Origin of the sequence: Tenacibaculum piscium (assembly GCF_021390715.1) — a bacterium.
GTDB classification, from domain to species: Bacteria; Bacteroidota; Bacteroidia; order Flavobacteriales; family Flavobacteriaceae; genus Polaribacter; species Polaribacter piscius.
Genome location: NZ_JAJGWT010000001.1, coordinates 184,842 through 211,280, shown reverse-complemented (window position 1 = coordinate 211,280; position 26,439 = coordinate 184,842). Strand labels below are relative to the sequence as shown.

The 26,439-nt window shown below is 30.4% G+C and carries 24 protein-coding genes and 2 tRNA genes; 19 read left to right on the top strand and 7 right to left on the bottom strand.

Translation table 11 applies throughout. The features are described from left to right. The first annotated feature begins 26 nt into the window (after positions 1-26). The 6 genes from L0U77_RS00955 (at position 27) to L0U77_RS00930 (ending at position 7,008) form a co-directional block, all read left to right on the top strand. On the top strand, positions 27-1,187 hold the full coding sequence (locus L0U77_RS00955) for a formimidoylglutamase (protein ID WP_101917976.1): 1,161 nt from the start codon (positions 27-29) through the stop codon (positions 1,185-1,187). Between the two features lie 115 nt (positions 1,188-1,302). Next, a complete protein-coding gene (porK, locus tag L0U77_RS00950; protein ID WP_101918221.1) occupies positions 1,303-2,682 on the top strand; it encodes a T9SS ring complex lipoprotein PorK/GldK in 1,380 nt (459 codons plus the stop codon). A 56-nt stretch (positions 2,683-2,738) separates the two neighbouring features. Further along, entirely contained in the window at positions 2,739-3,395 is a 657-nt protein-coding gene (porL, locus tag L0U77_RS00945) for a type IX secretion system motor protein PorL/GldL (protein WP_101917975.1), read from the top strand. 45 nt (positions 3,396-3,440) lie between these two features. Further along, the gene (porM, locus tag L0U77_RS00940; protein ID WP_233883901.1) at positions 3,441-4,979 is read left to right on the top strand and encodes a type IX secretion system motor protein PorM/GldM; all 1,539 of its coding nucleotides are present in this window, start codon (positions 3,441-3,443) and stop codon (positions 4,977-4,979) included. 19 nt (positions 4,980-4,998) lie between these two features. Next, the gene (porN, locus tag L0U77_RS00935) at positions 4,999-5,862 is read left to right on the top strand and encodes a type IX secretion system ring subunit PorN/GldN (protein ID WP_101917973.1); all 864 of its coding nucleotides are present in this window, start codon (positions 4,999-5,001) and stop codon (positions 5,860-5,862) included. Between the two features lie 99 nt (positions 5,863-5,961). Then, complete coding sequence (locus L0U77_RS00930; RefSeq protein WP_262909531.1) at positions 5,962-7,008, top strand: NAD(P)/FAD-dependent oxidoreductase; 1,047 nt, start codon at positions 5,962-5,964, stop codon at positions 7,006-7,008. A 42-nt stretch (positions 7,009-7,050) separates the two neighbouring features. On the opposite strand, the gene L0U77_RS00925 is transcribed toward L0U77_RS00930, so the two are convergent. Next, positions 7,051-7,491 (bottom strand): DUF983 domain-containing protein, encoded by a 441-nt coding sequence (locus tag L0U77_RS00925; RefSeq protein ID WP_233896936.1) that lies wholly within the window; start codon positions 7,489-7,491, stop codon positions 7,051-7,053. 75 nt (positions 7,492-7,566) lie between these two features. Here L0U77_RS00925 and L0U77_RS00920 point away from each other — a divergent pair, with 75 nt between their 5' ends. Beyond that, positions 7,567-9,483, top strand: coding sequence for an ABC-F family ATP-binding cassette domain-containing protein (locus tag L0U77_RS00920; protein WP_233896937.1), 1,917 nt, complete (start codon positions 7,567-7,569; stop codon positions 9,481-9,483). A gap of 224 nt (positions 9,484-9,707) precedes the next feature. Here the strand turns inward: L0U77_RS00920 and L0U77_RS00915 are convergent, their stop codons facing one another. Then, positions 9,708-10,493, bottom strand: a complete 786-nt coding sequence (locus L0U77_RS00915) for an NYN domain-containing protein (protein ID WP_233896938.1) — start codon at positions 10,491-10,493, stop codon at positions 9,708-9,710. 213 nt (positions 10,494-10,706) lie between these two features. Between L0U77_RS00915 and L0U77_RS00910 the strand changes: the two genes are divergently transcribed. Genes L0U77_RS00910 through L0U77_RS00895 form a run of 4 tightly spaced genes read left to right on the top strand, consistent with a single transcriptional unit; the run spans position 10,707 to position 13,682 of the window. After that, complete coding sequence (locus tag L0U77_RS00910; RefSeq protein ID WP_233897113.1) at positions 10,707-11,633, top strand: 1-aminocyclopropane-1-carboxylate deaminase/D-cysteine desulfhydrase; 927 nt, start codon at positions 10,707-10,709, stop codon at positions 11,631-11,633. Continuing rightward, the gene (locus tag L0U77_RS00905) at positions 11,633-12,424 is read left to right on the top strand and encodes a glucosaminidase domain-containing protein (protein WP_101917968.1); all 792 of its coding nucleotides are present in this window, start codon (positions 11,633-11,635) and stop codon (positions 12,422-12,424) included. The genes L0U77_RS00910 and L0U77_RS00905 overlap by 1 nt, the downstream gene beginning before the upstream one ends. 9 nt (positions 12,425-12,433) lie before the next feature. Next, the gene (locus L0U77_RS00900; protein WP_233899706.1) at positions 12,434-13,141 is read left to right on the top strand and encodes a hypothetical protein; all 708 of its coding nucleotides are present in this window, start codon (positions 12,434-12,436) and stop codon (positions 13,139-13,141) included. Between the two features lie 13 nt (positions 13,142-13,154). Next, positions 13,155-13,682 carry a gamma carbonic anhydrase family protein gene (locus L0U77_RS00895; protein ID WP_233896940.1) on the top strand — a complete coding sequence of 176 codons (528 nt, stop codon included), beginning with the start codon at positions 13,155-13,157 and terminating at the stop codon, positions 13,680-13,682. A gap of 78 nt (positions 13,683-13,760) precedes the next feature. Here L0U77_RS00895 and L0U77_RS00890 read toward each other — a convergent pair whose 3' ends face one another. From L0U77_RS00890 to L0U77_RS00880, 3 genes are all read right to left on the bottom strand, one after another. Continuing rightward, positions 13,761-14,219 (bottom strand): hypothetical protein, encoded by a 459-nt coding sequence (locus L0U77_RS00890; RefSeq protein WP_233896941.1) that lies wholly within the window; start codon positions 14,217-14,219, stop codon positions 13,761-13,763. 121 nt (positions 14,220-14,340) lie between these two features. Next, on the bottom strand, positions 14,341-14,769 hold the full coding sequence (locus tag L0U77_RS00885) for a MarR family winged helix-turn-helix transcriptional regulator (RefSeq protein WP_233896942.1): 429 nt from the start codon (positions 14,767-14,769) through the stop codon (positions 14,341-14,343). A 26-nt stretch (positions 14,770-14,795) separates the two neighbouring features. Next, positions 14,796-15,218: a DoxX family protein gene (locus L0U77_RS00880; RefSeq protein WP_233896943.1), complete on the bottom strand. Its 423-nt coding sequence runs from the start codon at positions 15,216-15,218 to the stop codon at positions 14,796-14,798. Between the two features lie 209 nt (positions 15,219-15,427). Between L0U77_RS00880 and L0U77_RS00875 the strand changes: the two genes are divergently transcribed. Next, positions 15,428-16,024: a CHAP domain-containing protein gene (locus tag L0U77_RS00875; RefSeq protein ID WP_101917962.1), complete on the top strand. Its 597-nt coding sequence runs from the start codon at positions 15,428-15,430 to the stop codon at positions 16,022-16,024. A gap of 275 nt (positions 16,025-16,299) precedes the next feature. Here L0U77_RS00875 and L0U77_RS00870 read toward each other — a convergent pair. After that, a tRNA-Phe gene (locus tag L0U77_RS00870) sits at positions 16,300-16,372 on the bottom strand. A 60-nt stretch (positions 16,373-16,432) separates the two neighbouring features. Then, positions 16,433-16,505 (bottom strand) — tRNA-Phe (locus L0U77_RS00865). Positions 16,506-16,624: 119 nt separating this feature from the next. Between L0U77_RS00865 and L0U77_RS00860 the strand changes: the two genes are divergently transcribed. From L0U77_RS00860 to L0U77_RS00830, 7 genes are all read left to right on the top strand, one after another. Then, on the top strand, positions 16,625-17,356 hold the full coding sequence (locus L0U77_RS00860) for a type III pantothenate kinase (RefSeq protein ID WP_101917961.1): 732 nt from the start codon (positions 16,625-16,627) through the stop codon (positions 17,354-17,356). Beyond that, positions 17,349-18,617 carry a BamG family beta-barrel-assembly machinery protein gene (bamG, locus tag L0U77_RS00855; RefSeq protein WP_193699639.1) on the top strand — a complete coding sequence of 423 codons (1,269 nt, stop codon included), beginning with the start codon at positions 17,349-17,351 and terminating at the stop codon, positions 18,615-18,617. Before L0U77_RS00860 ends, bamG begins: the two co-directional genes overlap by 8 nt. Positions 18,618-18,643: 26 nt before the next feature. Continuing rightward, a complete protein-coding gene (locus L0U77_RS00850; protein ID WP_101917959.1) occupies positions 18,644-19,954 on the top strand; it encodes a hypothetical protein in 1,311 nt (436 codons plus the stop codon). Positions 19,955-19,963: 9 nt separating this feature from the next. Then, entirely contained in the window at positions 19,964-20,542 is a 579-nt protein-coding gene (lptC, locus tag L0U77_RS00845; protein WP_233861210.1) for an LPS export ABC transporter periplasmic protein LptC, read from the top strand. A 319-nt stretch (positions 20,543-20,861) separates the two neighbouring features. Then, on the top strand, positions 20,862-22,154 hold the full coding sequence (locus L0U77_RS00840) for a hemolysin family protein (RefSeq protein WP_101917957.1): 1,293 nt from the start codon (positions 20,862-20,864) through the stop codon (positions 22,152-22,154). A 92-nt stretch (positions 22,155-22,246) separates the two neighbouring features. After that, positions 22,247-24,373 carry a peptidylprolyl isomerase gene (locus L0U77_RS00835; protein WP_101917956.1) on the top strand — a complete coding sequence of 709 codons (2,127 nt, stop codon included), beginning with the start codon at positions 22,247-22,249 and terminating at the stop codon, positions 24,371-24,373. Positions 24,374-24,536: 163 nt separating this feature from the next. Next, positions 24,537-26,279 (top strand): hypothetical protein, encoded by a 1,743-nt coding sequence (locus tag L0U77_RS00830; RefSeq protein ID WP_233900622.1) that lies wholly within the window; start codon positions 24,537-24,539, stop codon positions 26,277-26,279. Positions 26,280-26,439: the final 160 nt, after the last annotated feature.

Below are 26,439 nucleotides of genomic sequence, written 5' to 3'. Positions count from 1 at the left end.
CATCTTAACCCCCCTAAGAAAAAATAATGGATTTCAATTTTTTTACGCCTATAGAAGATTCTTTAGTTGCACATTTAATGGCGCAGTCTACAAAATCTATTGGTCGAAATATTGACATACACTCCAAAAATAATGGATTTCCAGATTTAAAAGGAGTAAATATCGCCATCTTAGGAATAAAAGAAGGTCGAGGAGCTCCTGATAACAAAGGATGTGGCGATGATTTACAATATATTCGTCAAAAATTATATCAACTATTTCCTGGTAATTGGGAAACTAAAATAGCCGATTTAGGAGATATTGCACAAGGGGATACCCTTAAAGACTCTTATTTTGCAGTGAAATCTTCTGTTGAATATTTGTTAAAACAAAAAATAATCCCCATATTAATAGGAGGTAGTCAAGATATCACATACGCAAATTATAGAGGATACGATTCTTTAGGGCAAACCGTAAATTTAGTATCCGTAGATAGTAAGTTCGATTTAGGTGCCATGAATGAAAATTTGCGCTCTAGTTCTTTTTTAAGTAAAATTATCATGGAACAACCTAATAATTTATTTAATTATTGTAATATAGGGTATCAAACATATTTTAATTCGCAAGAAGAAATTGAACTGCTAGATAAATTATATTTTGACGCCTTTCGATTAGGAGAAGTAAAAGATGTAACTTTAGTAGAACCAATAATGAGAGATGCCGATATTGTAAGTATCGATATCGGAGCTGTTAGGCAAGCAGAAGCTCCAGCAAATAAAAAAGCTGCTCCAAACGGATTTTATGGCGAAGAAATTTGTGCCATTACAAGATATGCCGGAATTAGCGATAAAGTAAGTTCTTTTGGTATTTATGAATATAATAGTACCTTCGACTCGAACTATCAAACAGCAAGCTTAATTGCTCAAATGATTTGGTATTTTATAGAAGGTGTTAATGCTAGAGCGAAAGATTATCCGTTTGTATCAAAAGAAAATTATCATAAATTTACCGTATTGTTAAATGATGATGATCCTATAAATTTTTACAAAAGTGATAAAAGTGGGCGTTGGTGGATGGAAATAAATATTATTTCTAATAATAAACATAAAAGACATACGTTAATACCTTGTAGTTATAAAGATTATCAACAAGCATTACAACGAAAAATGCCCGATAGATGGTATAAAGCATTACAAAAAATGATTTAAAAATAGAAGGTTTTCTGAAAAGTTTTTAAAAAAGTTTTTGAAAAAAACACAACGGTAATTGTTTTTTAATGAAAAATATAATAGGTTTACGACCTCTTTTATAAGAAAGATGAATATGAAAAAAGTAGTACTATTTACATTGTTAGTGTCTCTAATTTACGCTTGTGGTTCAAGTGGCGACAGAGGTGAGTTAGTAGGAGATAAGTCTAATAGAAAATGGTTTGCAGAAAAACCATTTGGAATGGCTAAAATTCCTGGTGGCTCTTTTACAATGGGAAAACAGGATGAAGACCCGTTAGGTGCCATGAACGCACCCACTAAAACGGTTACCGTACAGCCGTTTTATATGGACGAATCTGAAATAACAAATAGTGAATACAAGCAATTTGTGTTTTGGGTAAGAGATTCTATTACTAGAACAAAATTAGCATATCAAGCTGAATTTGCTTCAGGTGGTGGCGAAGATTCTGAAAGTACTGGTAAAAATGCAGAAGGGATTCAATTATATGCCTTTGCTTCAACCGATACCGTAAACGAATCTCCTTATGCAAAATATATGCGTGAAAATTATTACGAACTAGGAGAAGGATTAGATTCTTTAAAACCCCTAAACTGGGAAGAAGAACTAGCTTGGGAACAACAAGAATATCCTGACGCAGATTACGTAGAAGTGATGGATTCTTTATATCTTAAAAAAGACGAATCGTTAAACGGAATAAGAACATTTAATACCAAGTTTTTAAATTACAGATATTACTGGTTTGATAATGAACAAGCCGCTAAAACAGGTAAGAATAGAAAAGATTTTATGAAAGATGAGGTAATTAATGTGTATCCAGATACTACTGTTTGGATTAAAGATTTTAACTACTCTTATAATGATCCAATGCACCAAGAGTATTTTGCTCATAAAGCCTATGAAGACTATCCAGTAGTTGGAGTTACTTGGAATCAAGCAAAAGCATTTTGTCATTGGAGAACACAAACTAAAAATAATTTTCAACGATCTAAAAAGAAATTAGGGTTAGTTCCTTCTTTTAGATTACCTACCGAAGCAGAATGGGAATACGCCGCCCGTGGTGGTTTAAATTTTGGTAAATATCCTTGGGGTGGACCAAGTACTACAAGTGATAGAGGTTGTTTTTTAGCAAACTTTAAACCTGTACGTGGAGATTATGCCGCTGATGGTGCTTTATATACTGTGGAAGCAAATTCTTTTAATCCAAATGAATATGGATTGTTTAATATGGCAGGTAATGTTTCTGAATGGACAAATACTGCCTATAATCAAATGTCTTACTACATGGGATCGACCATGAACCCGAACGTGGAAATTAAAGAAAATAGAAGGAAAATTATCCGTGGAGGTTCTTGGAAAGATGTAGCATACTTTTTAGAAGTAAGTTCTCGTGATTGGGAATATGCAGATACCGCAAGAAGTTATATCGGATTTAGAACCGTACAAGATTATTTAGGTACAAGCAAAAATAAATAAACAAGAATAATAACAATAATAATTATAAATAATCCCCAAAAACAAACAATCAAATTATGGCACAGTCAAGAACAAAAAAGAAATTAACCAACATGGCGTATGGTTTAGGAGCATCTGTAGTAATACTAGGAGCTTTATTCAAAATTATGCACTTTAAAATCGGTCCTTTAACAGGAGGGGTAATGTTAACTGCAGGTTTGGTGGTAGAAGCACTTATTTTTGCAATGTCTGCATTTGAACCGATTGAAGAAGAATTAGATTGGTCTAAAGTATATCCTGAATTAGCAGGAGGTGAAGCGTCTGTGAAAAAAAGTAAAAAAGTTGAAGCAGCACCTGAACAAGTACAGAGTATGTTATCTGAAAAATTAGATAATATCTTAAAAGAAGCAAAATTAGATGCAACTTTAATTTCTAGCTTAGGAGACAGTATTAAAAATTTCCAAGGTGCAGCAGAAGGATTAACAGCAACTTCTACAACAGTATCTTCAACAAATCAATATAACGAGCAAATGTCTATGGCTGCTGCTAAATTAGAATCTTTAAACGGATTATATACTACGCAAGTTGAAAACGCTAGCAAGCAATCTGAATTAAATTCTTCTTTAGTTGAAAATTCTCAACGTTTACAAGAACAAATGCAATCATTAGCAACCAATTTATCTTCTTTAAACGGAGTATATGGAGGAATGTTAACGGCAATGTCAACTAAATAATTAATTAGTTTATCTAATTTTTATTAACTAAACAAACTAATTAAAATGGCAGGAGGAAAACAGTCACCAAGGCAAAGAATGGTAAACTTAATGTACCTTGTATTTATATCGATGTTAGCGATGAATATGAGTAAAGAAGTTTTATCTGCTTTTGGATTAATGAATGAAAAACTTTCGGAATCTAATGTTAGAGCTACCGAAAAAAATGCAGCAGCATATGCAACGTTAGCTGAAAAAGCAAGTCAGCAAGCAAAGCAATATGGTGAGGCAAAAAAGAAAACAGATGCGCTTAAAGTAAGTGCAGATAATCTTTTTTCTTACATTGCTGATTTGAAAACTAAAATGACCAGCGAGGTAAAAAAAGAAGATATGAAGAAATATGAATCTATGGACAAGTCAGGGTTCTTAGATCAATATTTTTTTGCTAGCGGGAAAATAACCCCTAAAGGAAAAGAATTTGTAGATAATATAAATAATTTTAGAAATCAATCGTTAGCTACTTTAGGAGATTCTGAATTATCAAAAGTAGTTGCTGCTCGTTTTAGCACTAATGATGTTAAAGGACAAGATGGTGTTACTAAAAAATGGTTAAGCTATAATTTTGAAGGATTTCCTTTAATTGCATCTTTAACGAAGTTAACACAAATTCAAGCAGATATTAAAACTACAGAAGCAGATGCTTTAACAGCCTTATTACAAGGAGAGTTAGAAAGTGCTGTATCTATGAGTAATTATGATGCAATGATTGTTTTTGAGAAAAACGCATATTATCCAGGAGAAAAATTATCAGGGAAAATCGTTTTAGGTAAAAATGATCCAAATTTAACAGCTGAAAAAGTTATCTTAAACGGTAAAGAAATGGCTGCTGATAAAATTCAAGCAGGACAAGTTATTTTAGATGGACCAGCAGGTTCAGTAGGAGATAAAGAATTAAAAGGAGAGTTTCAATTTAAACAAGGAGATTCTATCGTTACTATTCCTATTTTAGGAGGGTATTCAGTAATTCCTAAACCGAATGAAGCAGTTGTTTCAGCAGATAAAATGAATGTTGTATATCGTGGATTATCAAATCCTTTAACAATCTCTGTACCAGGAGTTTCAGGAAATAAAGTTTCTGCATCAGCACCAGGTTTAAGAAGAGTAAAAGGAGATAGTTATATGATGAGTCCAGGTAGTGGGAATGAAGTAACTATTAGAGTTTCTGCAACATTACCAGGGGGAGGAAAAATTAGTACTCCTAAAAAATATAGAATTAAAGACATACCACCAGCTGTTGGTATGGTAAGAGGTCAATACGGTACTGTAAAAATGCCAAAAGCAAGTTTAGCTAGAATTAGTATTGCTGCTGGTTTACCAGATTTCTTATTTGATTTAAAATTAAATGTAGCTAGTTTTAAAATTAAAGTTCCAGGTCAGGTAACAATTCCTGTGTCTGGTAGAACTTTAAATGCTAGAGCAAAACAAGCACTTGCAAAGGCTAGAAGAAATGATGTAATTACTATTTATGATATTAAAGCATCTGTTTCTGGATCGAACTATAAGATCAAGAAAGTATTGCCTGTAAGTATTGAAATTACGAATTAATAAGTAAAAAATTTAAAGTATGAATTGGAAGCGTTTTTATATGGTTTTATTTGCCCTTGTAACTACAAGTTATGTAGGTGCTCAAGCTAACCTCTTAAATTCTAAAAAGGTCGAAGAGATTGGATTTAAATCGGAAGCCCAAATTGCTTCAGAAGATGACAAACCACTTCCTTATGGCTATATTAGCGATAGAGATGTGTTATGGTCTAAAGTGGTATGGGAGTATGTTGATATAAATCAAAAAATCAATTTACCTTATTATTATCCAGTTGATACTACAAATGCAGGTTTAACAAGACGTTCATTATTTGATACTTTATTAAAAGGTATTAAAAATGGTGAAATTACAGAGGTGTATAGCGATTCTTATTTTACAACTAAAATAGGAATGGAGGAAATTCAATCTATGACCTACAACGAACGTGATGATGGTTATGGAAACATGGATCCTTATTCTGTACAATCTGCTGATATTAAAGGATACTTGTTAAAAGGGCTTTGGTATTTTGATAAACGAGGAGGAGAATTAAAGTACCGTATGTTAGCGTTATCGCCGATGGGACCAGATGTTCAAGTTCTTGGAGTAGAAGGAATTGATGATTCGGAAAGCGCATATGAATTATTCTGGGTCTTTTTTCCAGATGCCAGAGAAACATTACACGCCTCTAAGGTTTTTAACCCTATAAATTCAGCAAAACCGTTGTCGTATGATAACTTGTTAAATGCTAGAAGATTTAATTCAACAGTAGTAAAAGAAGAGAATATTTATGGAGATAGATCTATTAAAGATTATGTTCGAGGAAATTCTTTATTTCAATTACTAGAAGCTGATAGAATTAAAGAAGGTATCCGTGATCGTGAAATGGATATGTGGAATTATTAATGCTATAAAATCTAATAAAACTTTATAGTTTATAAAATTAAAAAGAGTTTGCAATAGCAAGCTCTTTTTTTTTGCGATAAATAATACTATTTTTGTTCTATGAATATTGAGGTAGATTATATTATTGTAGGTTTAGGATTGGCAGGAATTGCTTTTACAGAGCAATTATTAAAAGAAAATAAAACATTTGTAATTTTTGAAAACAACTCACAAACCTCTTCTTTGGTTGCTGGAGGTGTTTATAATCCTGTTATTTTAAAGCGTTTTAATGCGGTTTGGAATGGACATCAGCAAATACAAACGGCACTTCCTTTGTATAAAAAATTAGAAAAAAAATTAAACATCAAACTTGATTATAAGTTCTCAATAAAAAAAGCTTTTACAAGTATTGCTGATGAAAACAATTGGTTTTTAGCCTTAGATAAACCAACACTATTAAACTATATGAATCCTAAAATCAACAAAGAAAAAATAAACGGCATTGTTGGCGATTTTGGCTTTGGAACACTTGATAACACAGGGCGTATAGATACTACTTTATTGGTGAAATCATACCGAAAATATATTCAAAGTTTAGGCTGTTTATTTTTATCGTCATTTGAATATGATGCTTTACATATTTCAGATGATATTGTAAAATATCAACATATAAAAGCCAAAAAAATAGTTTTTTGTGAAGGTTTTGGAATTACAAAAAATCCATTTTTTAATTATCTACCTTTAAATGAAGTGAAAGGAGAATCAATAAATATTCATGCTCCTGAATTGGATATTGATTTTTTATTAAAAGCCAGTATTTTTGTAATGCCATTAGGAAATGATTGCTATAAAGTAGGAGCAACCTTTAATTGGACGGATAAAACCTGTAATCCAACGCAAGAAGCTCGTCAGGAATTAGAAGATAAACTGAAAAAAATAATTACGGTTCCTTATAGCGTTATCAGTCATACCGCAGGTATTAGACCTACGGTAAACGATAGAAGACCCATGGCTGGTGTTCATCCAAAACACAATGCGTTAGTCGTTTTAAACGGGCTAGGAACACGTGGCGTAATGATTGGACCAACGGTTGCTAAAAATTTATTTAATCACTTAGAAAAAGGAGAAAAATTAGATAAAGAAGTTGATATTAAAAGATTTATGTAATTTTATCTTGATTTTTTTGCTGATTTTTCGTTGATTTTTTAATTAATTTTTTAGCTCTTGTTTTTTGTCATCTAATTTTTTTTCATTCAGTCTTTTGTCATTTAATTTTTTGGCATTTTTATCATAACTAATAAAAATATTGATCCAAATAATTCTTGATAAACGCAAGGTAAATGGCGTAAGAAGTAAAGAAACAACTACAATAGCAATAAAACTTTGTAAAATAGTTAATCCGATAAATACTTTTGAAATAATAAAAATTGCCACAAATAAAGCAACAGCTAATCCGTAATTTACATACATCGCACCAAAGAAAAAAGAAGGTTCCATCATGTATTTTAAATTACATTTTGGACAATTGTCGTGTAATTGTGTGATTTTTGAAGGATTTAAGGTCATTTTATGCTTAAAAAAATCCCCTTCATGACATTGCGGACATTTCCCATTAAAAATACTATATAATTTGCTTCCTTTTTTAAACATAATCAATTATAAATTTACATACTTTTGCAAAGGTAAATTTTTTATCATCATTTATACGTAACAATTATTACATTTATGCTAAACGTACACAATTTATCGGTCTCTTTTATGGGAACTGATTTGTTTTCAGGAATTACTTTCAAGTTAAATAAAGGAGATAGAATTGGATTGATAGGAAAGAATGGGGCAGGAAAATCAACCTTATTAAAAGTACTTTCTAAAGATATTGAAACCAGTGGTGGTACGATGGCTTTTGATAAAGATGTCCGTATGGGATTTTTACGCCAAGATATTGATTTCGTAGAAGGAAGAACTATTTTAGAAGAAGCATATCAGGCTTTTGAAGAAATCAAAGAAATCGAATTAAAGTTAGATGATATTAATAATCAACTAGTGACTAGAACCGATTATGAAAGCGAAATTTATAGTCAGTTAATTCATGATTTAACCGATTTAACCGAACGATACGAGCTTTTAGGAGGTTATAATTATCAAGGAGATACTGAGAAAATTCTACAAGGTTTAGGGTTTCAACGGGAAGATTTTGATAAATTAACCAGTACTTTTTCAGGAGGATGGAGAATGCGTATCGAACTTGCAAAACTATTATTGCAAGACAACGATATTTTACTATTAGATGAACCTACCAATCACTTGGATATTGAATCAATTATTTGGTTAGAAAATTTCTTAAAATCATATTCGGGTGCAATTGTGTTAGTTTCACACGATAAAATGTTTTTAGATAACGTAACGAACAGAACTATTGAAATTTCATTAGGACAAATTTACGATTACAAAAAACCGTATTCTGAATTTTTAGTTTTAAGAGCAGAAATCAAAGAAAAACAGTTACAAGCTCAAAAGAATCAAGAGAAAGAGATTAAGCAAAAGCAACATTTAATCAATAAATTTAAGGCAAAAGCAAGTAAAGCTTCGATGGCGCAATCGCTAATGAAACAACTTGATAAAGTCCAATTGATTGAAGTTGATGGCGATGATAATGCGGCGATGAATGTTCGTTTTAATATCTCAAAAGAACCTGGTAAAATTATTGTAGAAGCTGATGGATTATGTAAAAGTTATGGCGATAAGCATGTTTTACAAGATGTTGACTTAATGATTGAACGTAACAGTAAAATTGCTTTTGTAGGTCAAAACGGACAAGGGAAATCTACGTTGGCAAAAATGATGGTTGGTGAAATTCCATTTATCGGAAACCTAAAATTAGGGCATAATGTTGAAATAGGCTATTTTGCACAAAATCAATCCGAAGAATTACCACCAGAAAAAACAGTGTTAGAAATCATGGAAGATGCCGCTTCTGACACGAACAGAATGCGTGTTAGAGATATGTTAGGTTCTTTCTTATTTGGTGGCGATGCTGTTGATAAAAAAGCAAAAGTACTATCAGGAGGCGAGCGTAACCGATTAGCATTATGTAAATTATTATTATCACCATTTAATGTTTTGGTGATGGATGAGCCTACAAATCACTTGGATATTGCCTCGAAAACAGTATTGAAAACAGCTCTTAATAATTTTGATGGAACGCTAATTGTAGTATCTCACGATAGAGATTTTTTACAAGGATTAACATCAACCGTTTACGGATTTAAAGATAAAGAAATTAAAGAATATTTAGGTGATATTGATTATTTCTTAGAGCAGCATAAGATGGAAAATCTTAGAGAAGCTGAAAAAAGAACGGTTGTTAAAGTTGAAAAACCAACGGAGAAAAAAGAAGCACATCAATTATCAAGAGAGCAAGAAAAGGAATTAAAAAAACTTAAAAATAAGTTATCTAAAACAGAATCTGAAATAGCAAATTTAGAATCTGAAATCGCTAAAATAGATTTAGAACTGGCAAATAATTATGACGAAGTTTCAGCACGTCCTAATTTTTTTGAAAAATATAAAGCCAAAAAAGCATCCTTAGAAAATTTAATGGCTGATTGGGAAAAAATAGAAGAACAGGTTTCTAATTTTTAAACCCTAGTTTTCAGTTTAATATTTTGTTTTTAACGATATTATAATCAAAAAAAACCTACTTATAAGAATCTTAAATGATTTTAGTGAGTAGGTTTTTTTTATGAAAATCGAATCCATCAAACTGAATTTATTTCAGTTTCGCATCCTGATTTGCCACAGTTCTTAGCCTTGTGCGATGCTGAAATAAATTCAGCATGACGATAGTTTAATTTTTAAACAGGCTCTTACTTAATTCTCAACAACGGATGATTTAAACCACCAACTTCATTTTTAATAACTTCATATTTATCAATATTTTCAAAAAGACGGGTAAGGTTTTTAAAACCATAACTTCTCGGATCAAAACTTGGATCAATTTTTCGAATATTTACGCCTAAAGTAGAAATATAGGCATTTTCCTCTTCGTTAGTTGAAATATCAAAAGCCTTATCAATTGTTTTTAAATCTTCTCTTGAAAGCCTTACTTTTTCTGAGTGTTCTTTACTTTTTAAACTCGTATTTTGTTTTGATGATTTTAATTTGATAGTTCCATTTTGAGTATTTTGCTCATTTTGCTCATTTTGTTCGCTTTGTTCATTTTTTAAATTTTCGGTAAATGTGAAAACTTCACAAGATTTTACAAAAGCTGCTGGTGTTTTTTTCTCGCCAATTCCCATCACAAAAAGTCCTTCTTCTCGAATGCGTTTTGCAAGTCCTGTATAATCACTATCGCTAGAAACAATGCAGAAACCTTCGGTGTTTTTTCCGTGTAAAATATCCATAGCGTCAATAATTAAGGAACCATCTGTAGAATTTTTTCCCGTAGTATATGAAAATTTCTGAATCGGGCTGATAGAATGTTGATTGATAATTGCCTTCCAACTATTCATTTGTGGCGTTGTCCAATCACCATAAATTCTTCGGATAGTTGCTTTTCCGTATTTGGAAACTTCTTCAATAATTTCCTTTAATAATTTTGGTTGTGCATTATCTCCGTCAATAAGTACAGCGATATTAAATTTTTTTTCCATATTTATTAAGATATTTAGAAATCTGAATTATAATTTATAAAGCAAACAAGTTCGTGTTTTTTTATTGTAAAATCAAGTTTAAAATACACGTTAATTAATTGATAAATCTAGTATTTTTGTCAAAATAATTTTGCAGTGCTCAATACAAATGAAAATACAGACGAAAACACAAACGAAACTATAAACGAAAACTCTTTTTTTACAAAAACTTTTATCAGTGAAAATGAACAAATAATTCTTCCTATTTTAAAAGAAAAAAATATTGAATTATATATTAAACGAGAAGATAAAATTCATCCGTTTGTATCAGGAAATAAATTCCGAAAACTGAAATACAATGTTTTAGAAGCCAAAAATCAGCAAAAAAAAACCTTGCTAACCTTCGGAGGAGCTTTTTCAAATCATATTGTAGCAACTGCTGTCGCTGGAAATTTAGCAGGTTTCAAAACCATTGGAATTATCCGTGGCGATGAATTAGCTAAAAATATTCAAAAAACACTCCAAGGAAATAAAAGCTTACAAGAAGCGCATCAAAATGGCATGGAATTTAAGTTTATTTCCCGAGAAATGTATCGAAATAAAACATCCGAAGAATTTATACAAGAATTGAAAAATGAATTTGGAGATTTTTATTTAATCCCCGAAGGTGGAACAAATCCCTTGGCAATTAAAGGATGTGAAGAAATATTAACAGAAAAAGATTGTAAATTCGATTATATTTGTACCGCAATCGGAACGGGAGGAACTATTGCTGGATTGATAAAATCAGCCAAAAAACATCAGAAAATAATCGGTTTTCCCGCTTTAAAAGGCGATTTTTTACAACAAGAAATACAAGAATTAATCAAAAATAATAAAATTAACGAAAATTGGACGCTAAAAACAACCTATCATTTTGGCGGATATGCAAAATATAATCAAGAATTAATTCGTTTTATAAACGCGTTTAAAACACAAACAAATATCCTATTAGACCCAATTTATACTGCCAAAATGTTATTCGGAATCTTAGAGATGATAAAGAATAATCAGTTTAAAAATAATTCTAAAATTTTAGCAATTCATACAGGAGGTTTGCAAGGAATTACAGGAATAAATCAAAAATTAAAGCATCAAAATAAAGAATTAATTACAACTTAATGACTCTAAAATCAATTTTTTACATCGCAATAGCAACCACTTTTTTAGTAAGTTGTGGCTCAAATAAAAATGTAGTTTCTAAAAAAAGAAAAAAAGTAGTACTACAACAAAAAGAAATAACACCCGAAATTTATCAGTTAGAACAAGTCAAAAAACCACTGAAAACAACGGTAAATCATACAGAAGCATATATTCAAAAATTTGCACCAATCGCTGTTAAAAAAATGCACGAACACAAAATTCCTGCCAGTATTACCTTGGCACAAGGTGTTTTAGAGTCGGGAAGTGGAAGAAGTGCGTTGGCAATTCGCTCGAATAATCACTTTGGAATTAAATGCCATAGAGGTTGGCAAGGAAAAAGTGTAACGCATGATGATGACGAAATTGGAGAGTGTTTTCGAAAATATAAATATCCACAAACTTCCTACGAAGATCATTCGCAGTTTTTAATTTCTAGAAGCCGTTATGCAAGCTTATTTAACTTAGGACATACCAATTATAAAGGCTGGGCATACGGATTAAGAAAGGCTGGATATGCCACCGATAAACGCTATCCGCAGAAATTAATAGGAATTATTAAGAAATATAATTTATCAAAATATGATAAAATTAAAAATCCTGCACAAGAAACTAAAAATATAAGCTCAAAAGTTGCGTATCATAGTGTTCAAAAAGGAGATACCTTATATTCAATTGCTAGAAAATATCAAATATCGGTGAGTCAATTGAAAAAAATGAATAAACTTAAAAATAATAGTATCAGTATTGGTGAAAAACTAGAACTTAACTAAATTTTTTTTATGTGTGCATATGATATAAATAATAGGTATTACGAATCTGATATTGAAAAATTAGGCTATCCTATTCAAGAAATATCTTTTATTGACGAACACGAATTTGTCTATATCGATAATTATTTATTTGATTGTAAAGGTAAATTGATTAAAGAATATAAATATACGATATATAATTGTTGCATTTTAACGAATGAACCTTTCGATAATGGAGTAACTTTTGTTGTAAATGATTCTACAAAAGAGCACGATGATAAAAAATATGCGCTAATGGATTTTCAAGGAAATATTATTACAGAATTTTTTGATGGTATTGATGAAGGTTGGGTTGATGATCGTTTTATAGCTGTAGAAAAAAATAAAAAATGGGGTTTTATTGACAAATCTGGAAAGCAAATAATTGATTTTATTTTTGATTGGAGAGCTTGGGATTATGAATGGATTAACGATAGCTCTATTTATGAAAAAGTTCGTATAGATAGAGAAGATAGTACGTTTAATGTTGGTCTTTTTACTTTTACAGGATTACTTGCTTTAGAACCAATTTATAAAACAATAGAAATTAATTCTAAATTTTCTTATTTTGAGAATAATCAGGATAGAGTATCGGCATTAATTAATGACGAAATATTTGCTACGGATTTTGACGGGAATCATTATAAATGGACGCATCACAGTGGTCTTGAAAAACTAGAAAAAGACTTTAAAATTTAAGAAATCCAAAATAATGAAAATTATAAAAACGATAAACGGAAAAGAACCTCAAATCCCATCAGATTGCTATATTGCTGAAAATGCAACAATTGTAGGCGATGTGCAAATGGGAAAACAATGCAGTGTCTGGTTTAATGCCGTAATTAGAGGCGACGTACATTATATAAAAATGGGCGATAAAGTGAATATTCAAGATGGTGCAATAGTGCATGCAACCTACAAAAAATCGCCAACAACTATTGGAAATAATGTGTCGGTTGGGCATAATGCGATTGTACATGGTTGCACGATTCACGACAATGTTTTAATAGGAATGGGAAGTATTATTATGGATGATTGTGTCGTAGAATCAAATTCTATTATTGCGGCAGGCGCTGTGGTTACTAAGAATACACGTGTTGAAAGTGGTAGTATTTATGCAGGTGTTCCAGCGAAAAAAGTGAAAGATATTTCAAAAGAATTAATTTCAGGAGAAATTGATAGAATTGCCAATAATTATGTAGAATATTCAAGTTGGTTCAAAGAGGAAATAGAGGAATAGTAAAATAATTTAAATAAAAATAAAAAGCCCTATTTTAGAAATAAATTAGGGCTTTTTGAAACTAAGTATTCGTGATTTTTATCCTTTTTTTTGCTGATTTAAATGTTTTTTATTCTTTCTTCCGTTATGTTTTTTTCGATGATTCATTTTCTCAAATCGTTCGTATTGTTCTTTATTTAAAATACGTTTCATCTTTGCTTTAAAAGCAATCTGTGTATTTAGATGGTCATTTTTTTTATCGAAAATTTCATTAGCAGATAATTCATTTCTTTTTTCACCACTTTTTTTAATCGCTTTTCTTTTTTGATGATTTTCCTTTCGTTTAGCAATTTTTTCGGCTAATAAAGGTGTTATTTCACGTTGTTGAGATGCTGTTAAATCTAGCTTTAGCGCCATTTTTTTAACGGCTAACGTTGTTTTTTGAGCTACTGTTAATTTTTCATTTTCTTTATTTCCATGATTTCTTTTTCCATGTTGAGCCTGTGTTGTTAATGTAAATCCGATAGCAAATACGAGTACTGTTATTATTTTTTTCATTTTATAAAATTTAAGTTTTTAAGTAATTGTTTACGTTATCTATGACGTTATTTTTTATAAAAAGTTTAATCTGATGCTCTTAATTTAACATTAATTTACAATTTTTTTCAATCCTGATTTTTTAATCAAGCCATTTACAGAGTATTTTTTTTACATTTAAAAGTGTTTCTTTGCTGATGTTTTCATTTTCAAGATGTTCCATAATTTTTTTAGGAATACTACTTGCGGGAATCATTAATTCATGTCCTTTTTTGGTTAGTTGCACAAGTACAATTCGTTCATCTTTTTTAGAACGGTTTCTTTTTAAAAGTCCATTTGCTTCCATTCTTTTGAGCAAGGGCGTTAAAGTATTCGATTCTAAAAATAATTTTTGAGAAATAGTATTTACTGAAACAGTATCTTTTTCCCATAAAACTAGCATCACTAAATATTGGGTATATGTTAGTTTTAAATCATCTAAATAAGGTTTGTATAATTTGATAATTAATCGAGAAGTTGCATAAATAGGAAAGCAAAATTGATTTGATAATTTTAATTGTTCGGCGATCATTAATATTGATTTTTTAAGCTATTTTTTTATTGTTTCCTGTTTCGCCACGCTTTCCAAGCTCCTGTGCTCCACAATGCCCAAATCACTAAAATTGGTTGAAATAAAAGACGAATAAAACGTGCTTTATCAGAATCTAAGCTTCGAAAATCGACTTTATTAATATATTGTGCAATATTTCCAGGGAATATCAGTACAAAAAAGATAGCAAGTGCCCAACCAACATACGATTTATATTTTGTTAAAAACGCCATGGAAAGTCCTAAAATTAATTCGACAATACCCGATAAAATTACGACTAAATTTTTATCCAAAGGAACCCAGTTAGGCACTTGAGCTTGCCATTCTACTCGTAAAAAAGTTAAATGACCTATGGAAGCGAGTATCATAAAAACTCCTATAATAATTCTAAAAACATCTTGAGTTTTATTTGTTGTAATTGATTTTTCCATTTTTTTTTATTGTTTTTTATTTTAAAAATATTAATTAATTTTTTGAAAATTGATGTGAAAAATAATTTAAATCTCGCAAAATTAAATCGTTTACGATGTAAATGTACTATTTATATTAGATTAATTCTTTTTATTGGCTTATTTTTAGTCTTTTTTATCTTTTCTAAATAGATTTATTGTAAATAAATATAATTCAAATTTCTAATAAAATGACAAAAAACAATAAAATTAACCTCTTGATTATTATTGTTTTAGGGCTGTTTATTGGCGGTTTTTATATGATGAAAACCACTTCTTTGAAATTAGATTATGTATTTGGTGATAAAATAGATAGTTTACATGGCGTTGTGGTGTATTATAACGGGCAAGTAGGAACTGTAAAAGGGCGAAATCGTGCTAAAGATGGATATAATATTGGGTTAAAATATCAATGTGTAGAATTTGTAAAACGCTATTATTATGAATATTTGCATCATAAAATGCCTAATAGTTACGGACATGCAAAAGATTTTTTCAACAAAAAAATAAAAGATGGAAACTTAAATAAGGCTCGAAATTTAATACAATTTACCAATGCGAGTAGGTCGAAACCTAAAGTAAATGATTTGTTGGTTTATGGAGGAACTATTTATAATAAGTATGGTCATGTTTCAATTGTATCAAAAGTAAATGATGGTAAAATTGAAATTATACAGCAAAACCCAGGTGTTTTAGGCAAATCGAGAGTAGCATTTGGTTTAAAAAAAGAAAATAATAGGTGGAAAATTAAAAATAATCAAATTTTAGGTTGGTTGAGGATGCGGTAGTTCTTTTTAGATACATCTTTTTTGAAGCTATTTCCCGCTTTCCGCACTCGCTCTTTTTTTGAAGAAAAATCAAAAAAAGGAGCTCAAACAATTGCTTCAATCGGGGCTAAGCCTATTTATGAAGTTTTATTAATAACACCATATTTTTTTAATTTTAATTTATTTTCGTCATTAAAATAATTAAAATCACTAGAATTATCAAAAAAATAATTATTTCGGTATTTTTTAATTTAAAACAAAAAAACCTGAACAACTAAATGTTCAGGTTTTTGCGGTGGTGCCTCCAGGAATCGAACCAGGGACACAAGGATTTTCAGTCCTTTGCTCTACCAACTGAGCTAAGGCACCGTTGTGCTTATATAAAAGTAACAAATAAAGTTAGCAATTTTGCAATTGAAAAAATTATTGTGGTGCCTCCAGGAATCGAACCAGGGACACAAGGATTTTCAGTCCTTTGCTCTACCAACTGAGCTAAGGCACCAGTTTGCTACTTTCGTTTAGCGGGTGCAAATATACAACACTTTTTCACTTATCCAAATTTTTTGAAGATGTTTTTATTAAAAAAATCTAAGTAACTTTGAAATCTAAAAAAATACGACCATGAATTTAAGTATCGATATCGGAAATACAAGAGCTAAATTAGCTGTTTTTCAAGATGATAACATTATCGATTTTATTGCTTTTGATACTTCTGAACTTATAAAAATTATCAAAAAAATAATTTCAAAATATACAATTTCAGCAAGTATTATAGCGTCAGTAGCTACGATTTCAGAAAAAATATCCGAAGAACTAAAAAAGTTGTTAAATCCTATTTATGTAACGAATCAAACAAAAGTACCGTTTATAAATCGTTACGGAACACCAAAAACTTTAGGCGTTGATAGAATCGCGCTCGCAGCTGCCGCCGTGAAAAATTATCCGAAGAAAAATGTACTCGTTATTGATGCGGGAACCTGCATTACTTTTGATTTTATCAATCATAAAAAAGAATATTTAGGAGGCGCAATTTCTTTAGGAATCGAAATGAGATACAAGGCTTTACATACTTTTACCGCCAAATTACCATTGTTAGAACCAAAAGAAGTTGACGATTTTATTGGATTTAATACAAATACTTCCATACATTCGGGCGTTGTTAATGGCGTATGCCAAGAAATAAATGGCGTTATCAATCAATATAAAAAAAAGTATCCAGATTTAACAGTTGTTTTAACAGGAGGAAACACCTTTTTCTTGGCTAAACAATTAAAAAGTGGCATATTTGCCAATCCAAATTTTGTTTTGGAAGGATTACATACTGTTTTGACACATAATTTAACGAATGATTAAGAAATTTATAATAGTAGTACTCGTATTTAGTGCAATTTCAATTACCGCACAAACAAACAGCGCATCGCCCTATTCTTACTTTGGAATCGGTGAAAATTTTGAAGAAGTAACCGTAGAACAAGCAACTATGGGAGGAATTGGAGTCGCTTTAAAAGATACGCATCATTTAAATTTTATCAATCCAGCAGCCAACGCTTCCTTAAAAGTCGCTACTTATGGAATTGGTACAAATTCAAATTTTTTAACACTTGAAAAAGAAAATACCTCGCAAACAGGAAGCTCAACAAGTCTACGATATGTCGCTCTAGGATTTCCCCTAGGCAAAAAAGCAGGACTTTCCGTAGGATTACAACCATTCTCATCCGTAGGATATTCATTATTGGATACTCAAAATGAAAATAATATCACCTCATTTAAAGGCGAAGGAGGAACTAATAAAATATACGCTAGTTTTGGAATTGATGTCGTTAAAGGACTTTCTGTAGGAATACAAGCAGGATATGTTTTTGGAAATCTAGAAAATAATATTTTAAACCAACAAGCAAACATCACTTCTGCTACAAAATATCAAGAAAAAGTAAGCATAAGAGGAGAAGAATTTAAATTTGGTGCACAATATCAAACCGTATTAAGAAATAAAATAAACCTATACACTGGAGCCGCAATTACCTTGAAAAATGGGCTATCAGTAAAAGGAAATAAAAAAATGTATGCTTTAAATGTAACCACATCAGGACAAGAAATAGAACGACAAATACACTTCGATAAAGCCATCGATGGAGAAATAACAACGCCGTTAAAAACTGTTTTCGGGATCGGATTAGGAGCTATCAATAAATGGTATATAGGAATTAATCAAGAATTTAAAAGCGCATTAAGTACACATAATTCAGCAATCGCAAACGGAAATGATTACAAATATGATGATGCAAGTAAATTCTCAATAGGAGGATATTATATCCCTAAAATAAATTCGCTGTCAAGCTACTGGGATAGAGTTACCTATAGAGCCGGACTGCGTTTCGAAGATACAGGACTCTTAATACAAAATAATACTGATTTTACAACTATAAGAGACTTTGGCATAAATGTTGGACTAGGATTGCCATTGCCAAGACAATTATCAAATATTAATATCGGATTTGAATACGGGCAAAAAGGAACAACCAACTACAACTTAATAAAAGAAAAATATTTTAACGTTCGATTAAGCTTATCTTTGAATAGTACGAAGTGGTTTCATAAAAGAAAAATAGATTAACATAAAAAAAACCAAAAATAATTAAGATGAAAAAAATTACGTATTTACTAACAGGATTATTTTTGTTTGTAGCCACAAGCGGTGTCAAGGCACAAGCAAGTCAAGAATGTAACATAAAATACAATCTTTTTAAAGGAGACACAAAAACAGCAAAATATGATGCTGCAAAAACAAATCTAGAATACCTTTTAACAAATTGCCCTAAATTATCGGTTAATATCTATAAATACGGTGCTAAAATTGCTGAAAAAACTAAAGATCCTGTATTAGCTAAAAGAATTTATGAAGCTAGATTAATAAATTTTCCTGTGAAAGGTGCCGCGAAAGCACATAGTGATTATGCTACGTATTTAATCAAAAATAATTTAGCGACTGATGATGAGGTTTTTGTATATTTGAAAAGAGCATACGACGTTTCTCCTAAAGATATGGGTGTGAAGAATATCTTTAGATATTTTGAAACTATTGCAGAAAAAAATAAAGATACAAATCCGCAAAAAGTTTTTGATACCTATGATGATGTAATGGAATCTGTTAATGAAAAATTAGAAGATTACAATAAAAAATTAGCAAAATTACAAGTAAAAGATTCTTTAGGAACAATCAGTGCTACAGAAAAAAGAAATGTAAAAGCATATACAACAAACTCAACTTCTTTAGGAATGGTTGAAGGTGGTTTAGATGCCATGATTTCTAAAATTGCAACTTGTGAACGATTAATCCCTATTTATACCAGAGATTATGAAGATAAAAAAACAGATGGAGTTTGGTTGAAAAGAGCCGTTTCAAGAATGTATAATAAAGGATGCCAAACAGATCCTTTGTTTGAAAAATTAGCACAATCATATGCTGAAACAACACAATCTTCTGATGCATACAATTTCTTAGCAGGAGTATTAGCTAAAAATGGTGATAAAAGTGGTGCTAGTGAAATGAGAAAAAAAGCATTCGATTTAGAATCTGATCCATTCAAAAAAGCAAAGTATAAATTAAGAGAAGCACAAAGTACTGGCGGAAGTAGCGCTAGAGCTTTAGCATATGAAGCTTTAAAATATAACCCAAATATGGGGAAAGCATATTTATTTATCGCAAGTTTATATCAGAGAAGTGCCAATTCTTGTGGTAGTGATGAATTTGAAAAAAGAATGGTGTATGTAGCGGCTTTAAACAAAGCTTTAAAAGCGAGTAAAGTAGATCCAGGATGTGGGGCTGGTAGATATATTTCTAGTTACACGAAAAATATGCCATCAAAAAAATTAATTTTCCAAAAAGGTGCTACCTCAGGAGCAACACATAAAATTGGATGTTGGATTGGTGAAACTGTTCGTATTCCATAATAAATTTTGATGAAACAAAATATCACAAATACATGCAAAAGCATTGTTGCCATTCTTATGGTAACAATGCTTTTTTCATGCGTAAACTCCAAAAAAGAAGTAAGAGATTTTTTAGCCGATAAAAATATGCCCGTTGGAATGGCTAAAAATATCTATCATATTAAAAAAGATTCAGGTATTATTACTTCAAAAACAAAAGCGCCTATTTTTTATGATTTTTCAAATCGTAAAGAACATCCGTATAGTGAATTTCCAAAAGGAATTACCATTATTTCTATTGATGAAAAAGCAAAAGATTCGACATCTATAAAAGGAAATTATGCGATTACATATCGTAAAACTTCCGTTTCTGAAATTAAAGGAAATGTAGTAATTACCAACTATAAAGCAAATACCAAATTAGAAACGAATCAGTTATTTTGGGATCAAAAAGAACATTACTTTTTTACCGAAAATGGCTTCAGATTAACAACGTTACAAGATACTATTAATGGTTTCGGTTTTGAATCAAAAGAAAATTTAACCAAATGGATTGCCAAAGATATTACAGGAAATATGGAAGCAACAATCAACGAAAATCAAAAATAAGACACAAAAAATCAATATAAAAATCAACACAAAAATCAATAATAAAATGACTACTTTTTGGAAATATTTACAGTACGGATACCTCGTTATTGGTGTGGTTTTTTTTATAGAAGGAATTTTAAAATTTAATTCCGATAGACAAGAAGCATTTATTCTGTTCGGTTTTGCTATCTTTATAACGTTAATTTTCTTTTTTAAACGACACTTTAGACGAAAGGTATCTGCAAGAAATCAACAAAAAATCAATAAGAAAAAATAGCCAAAAAAGAAATAGCTAAAAATAAATAATCAACATAATTAAGAAGATTAAAAATAAATAATGGAGTTCGAAATTAGTGTAATTTTTGCCGCAATATTATTTTCTGCCTTTTTCTCAGGAATGGAAATCGCCTTTATTTCTGCCAATAAATTACATATTGAGCTAGAGAAAAAAAGAGCAGGTTTTTTACCTAAAATTTTAGCAATACTTACTGAAAAATCATCAAAATTTATTACCACAATGTTGGTGGGAAACAATGTTGCCTTGGTAATTTATAGTTATTTTATGGGGCAATTATTAATGAATTGGTTTCAAATGGCATTGCCAACCAATATTATTTTTATAAATTATTTATTAGATGATTTAAGCTTATTAACACAAACAATAATATCGACCCTAATTATATTAGTTACAGCCGAATTTTTACCTAAAACAATTTTTAGAATCTATGCCAATGAAATGCTTAAATTCTTTGCACTTCCTGCCTATGTTTTTTATTTATTATTTTATGGAATTACTTGGGTAATTACTAAAATTTCCGATTTTTTTCTGTTTCTATTTTTTAGAATACGAGAAAATGAAACCAAAACAGAGTTCAGTAAAGAGGAATTAGGAAACTATATTTCAGAGCAATTAGACAAAGGAAATGATGCTGAAATAATTGATTCTGAAATTCAAATTTTTCAAAATGCCTTGGAATTTCACAAGGTAAAAGCACGAGAAATTATGGTGCCTCGTACCGAAATCATGGCGATTGATATCGAAGAATCTATAGAAAATCTTAAAAATGTTTTTATAACCACAGGATTGTCAAGAATATTAGTCTACAAAAATTCGTTAGACGATATTTTAGGATACATAAATGCATTTGAATTATTTAAAAATCCGACCTCTATTAAAGCAATACATTTAGAAGTTGATTTTGTGCCAGAATCCATGATTATTAATGACGTTTTAAACGGATTAATGAAAAAAAGAAAAAGTATTGCCGTTGTTGTTGATGAATATGGCGGAACTTCAGGAATTATTACTGTTGAAGATGTCGTGGAAGAATTGTTCGGCGAAATCGAAGATGAACACGATAGTCAGGAATTATTAGAAGAACAAATTAATGCGGAAGAATTTAATTTTTCAGCACGTTTAGAAGTCAATTATCTAAATGAAGAATACGATTTAAATATTCCCAAAGAAGATGCTTATGAAACATTAGGCGGTTTTATAATCAATCATACCGAAACCATACCCGATGAAGGAACTATTTTACATATCGATAATTTTTATCTAAAAATACTCAAAGTAAGTGCCACTAAAATTGATGATTTATACTTAAAAGTAACGGATAAAGAAACTTAAAAATAGTGTTACTTCAAAAACAGCATCAAAAAACATTGCTTTATATAATGCGAAATTGTATTTTCGCTCACTGTTAATAAAATAAATAACGTATGGCAATTTTATCGAAAATTAGAGAACGTTCAATGTTCTTAATTCTTGTAATAGGTTTAGCACTTTTTGCTTTTGTATTAGACCCTTCTACAATATCAGATTTTTTTAGTGCAAGTAAAGTAAATGAAATTGGTGAAGTAAATGGAGAAACTATCTCACGCCAAGAATTTGCAGAAGCTTTAGATGCTTATAAAACACAAACAGGAAATCGTGTTTCTGAAATGCAAGCGGCGAAAACTGTTTGGAGCAATTTAGTACGACAAAAAGTTTATAAAACTCAGCTAGAAGAAGCAGGAATTACTGTGGGAGATGCGGATATTATGAATACTTTATATGAAACCGAGTTTATAAAAAATGACCCAAGATTTCAAACATCGGGGATGTTAGATAAAAGTAAACTGAAAGAGTTTTTAGCAACAATTAAAGAAGAAAATGGAGCGGATTGGAGAAATTGGCAAAATTATATGACTTCTTTAAAAGATAATCTTGAGAAAACCGCGTACGATAACCTTGTCGCTGCTGGTTTAGGAGCATCCTTAAAAGAAGGAGAAACACAATATTTAACAGAAAATACCAAAATTTCGGGTAAATATGTATATGTTCCGTACACTTCAATTAAAGATGATGAAGTAAAAATAGGACAAAGTGATATTCAAAAATATATCAGTAAGCATTCGCAAGATTTTCAAGTAGAGGCTTCAAGAGATATTAATTTTGTAAAGTTTGATATTAAACCAACAATTGAAGACGAAAATACACTGAAAGCACAAATTGCAAGGTTAATTGACGATTCAGTTACCAAAGGAAATGTTGCTGTAAAAGGATTAAAAAACACTACAAATTACGCTGATTTTTTATCAGAAAATGATTCAGATATTACCTTAGATACGAATTATAAATTTAAATCTCAAGTACCACAAGTTGTTGCTGAGCAAATTTTTAAAGGTAAAGAAGGCGATGTTTTTGGTCCTTATAAAGATGCTGGACATTTTAAGTTATCAAAAATAACAAAAATTACTCAATTACCAGATTCGGTACAAGCAAGTCATATTTTAATTCCTTTTATAGGTGCTTCTAGCGCCGATGCTACGGTAACTCAAACGGAAGAAAGTGCCAAAAAAACGGCCGATAGTTTATTAGCTGTTGTAAAGGAAAGTAAAGGAAATAAAGCTAAATTTACTGCTTTAGTAAAAGAATTTTCTTCGGATAAAGGTTCTGTTGAAAAAGGAGGTTTCTACGATTGGTTTACCTATAACACGATGGTTCCTTCTTTTAGAGATTTTGTTTTTGAAGGAGAGAAAGGAGCGGTAAGTGTTGTGAAATCAGCATTTGGATTTCATGTAATTAAAATTGATGGTCAAAAGAATTTTCAGCCAGTTGTTAAATTAGCAACATTTGGTCGTCAAATTCAACCATCAGAAAGCACTGAAGATGCTGTTTTTAAAAATGCAGAAACTTTTGCTTTGGCATTAACAAATTCAAAAAACTTTGAAGAAGTTGTAAAAGAACAAAAATTAACATCTCAAACAGCTGTTGGATTACAATCTTTAGATGAAACAGTTTCTGGAATAGGAAAAGAAAGAGAAATCATTACGTGGGCTTTTGATAAAGAAGTTGAAAAAGGAATGTCTAAACGTTTTGATATCGAAGGCGGATATGTAGTTGCTATTTTAACAGGAAAAACAGCAAAAGGATTAATGCCTGCTGAAAAAGCAACCGCAAAAGTACGTCCTATTTTAATGAATGAAAGAAAAGCTACTTTAATTCAAGCTAAAATTAAAGGAACTACTTTAGATGAAATAGCAAAATCAGTTTCCGTAACTGTTAAAAATGCGACGGATGTAAACTTACAATCTCCAACAATTTCTGGCGTAGGATACGAACCAAAAGTAGTAGGGGCAATGCTGAATGCGAAAGAAAATACCGTGATTAAAAATGTAATAGGTGATAAAGGCGTTTTTGCTTTTGAAGTAACAGCTAAAAAATTACCAACAACATTACCAAACTACGATTCTTATAGAAAACGTTTGGCAAATCAAAGAAAAAATAAAACATTCCAAATGTATGAAGCAATTAAAAAATCTTCAGATATTAAAGACAATATGAGTTCTTTTTACGGAATCTAAAAACTAAATAAAATATATTAAAAAGCCAAACGACTTCGTTTGGCTTTTTTTTTGTGCTTTTTTTTAATTTAAAAGGATTGACTATTGCTTGATTATAATTAAAATAGTAGTTTTGCATCTTATTAAGATTTAATAAAAATAAGTAAAGTAAAAATCAAAGAAAATGAAAAAAAGTAATTTAATTTTTAGTGTATTACTATTAGCGTTTTTAACGCTATTCACTATGGTTTCTTGTTCTGATGACGATCCGATTCCTATAGTAGATATCGAATTAAACAGTAAAGAATTAACGCTTACCGAAAAAGGAACATCAGGAATTATCAATGTTTTAAAAGGAAATGGAGCTTATAGTGTAACTTCATCAGATAAAAAAATAGCGACAGCTAGTATAATTACTGATAAAGAAACCCAAAAAACAACAATTTCAGTAACACCTGTAAGCGCAGGAACAGCGACCATTACGCTTGTTGATGCTGCCGATAAAAAATCGGAAATTACTGTATTGGTAAAAACTCCTGATGTGGCTATTGAAAAATCATTAGTAAATCTTTTAGTAGATGAAATTGCTACCGTTAAAATTTTAGCAGGTTCTAGCCAGTATGAAATAAGTGTAAATAATAGCAATGCAACTGCCGAAATAGTGGGCATGGATATTAAAATTACAGGGAAAGTATTAGGAGAATCTGAAGTAACTTTAACAGACCTTAAAACCAAAAAAACCGCTGTAATAACCGTTAAAATTACACCAGCACCTGAATTAACTCTTGATAAAGAAAAAGTGGAGTTTATTTTAACGCAAACAGGAACCGTAACTGTTTTAACAGGAACAGCTCCTTATGTTTTAACAGATAAATATACTTGGAGTAAAGCAGAATCAACCTATAAAATTGTAAATAAAGAGGGACAAGAAGATGTTAATGGAAATATTATCGTTTTTGATAGTACCAAACCAGCTTCAGATAGTTATGTTATTACCGATGCTAAATCAAAAGAAATAGATTTAGATGTAAAAGTATTTAAGGCATTAAGTGTAACGGAAACCGCATTAGAAATTCCAAAAGGAAAATCAGTTGAAGTAACTTTAGAAGGTAAAATAGATGCAATTGAAGTAAGTTCAACAAATTCAGATGTTGCAACTGCTGAAATAAAAGATGAATACGGTTCAAGTAGTCGTACAGTAATTATAAAAACAGCTCAAGTTGGTTCGGCAGAATTAACTTTTACCGATGGGGTTACCACACAAAAAGTAACGGTAACTGTTATTTCACCAAGCCAGTTAGCTATTTTTAATGATGATGTTGAAGTAAACACTACAACTGTTTATGAGTTAGGGTCTTTAGGTTTAGTTCTTCAAGGAGGTATTGGCGAATATAATGTTACTTTTAGTAAAGAAAATATTTTAACTTTTGATGAAATACAACAATCACCTTTAGATGATAGCAAGTATTATTTAAAATTAAACCGTAATTTTTCTGTTAGAAAAGGAGGTGAGGTAGTTGTTACGGTATCAAGAAAAGATGATGCTACTGATTCAAAAAGTTTTACAGTAAAATATAAAATGCTAATATCAGCTGCTATAAAAATAAATGGTGTAGATGTTATTCAGAAAGAAACTTCAGAATATGGTATGGCGACACCTTATTTTACAGCAAATCAAGAAAAAAGTTATGATGTTTATGTAGCATTAGGAACTACTGTTGATTTTGAAATTTTAAATAACACAAATAATAATTGCACGTTAGATGCTTCAGGTTATGGTTCGGATAGAGCAGAAATTACTGGCGATGCTACTAAATTTAGTGTAAAAACAGTAAAATCGGGTAATTATTATTTGTCCATAGTAAAAGGAAATCCAGATGATAAAAATAAAGAACAAGTACTTTTAATAACTGTTAGAATTCAATAATTAAATTACTTTAGATAAAATTAAAATTTATATATACAAAAAGCAATCTCACTTTGAGCTTGCTTTTTTCTTTCAAATTCTCTTTTTTTATTAAAATCACTCGAATTGATTATTATTAAAAAAAGCTATTTTATGAAATTAACTAAATTTAGCTTGACGG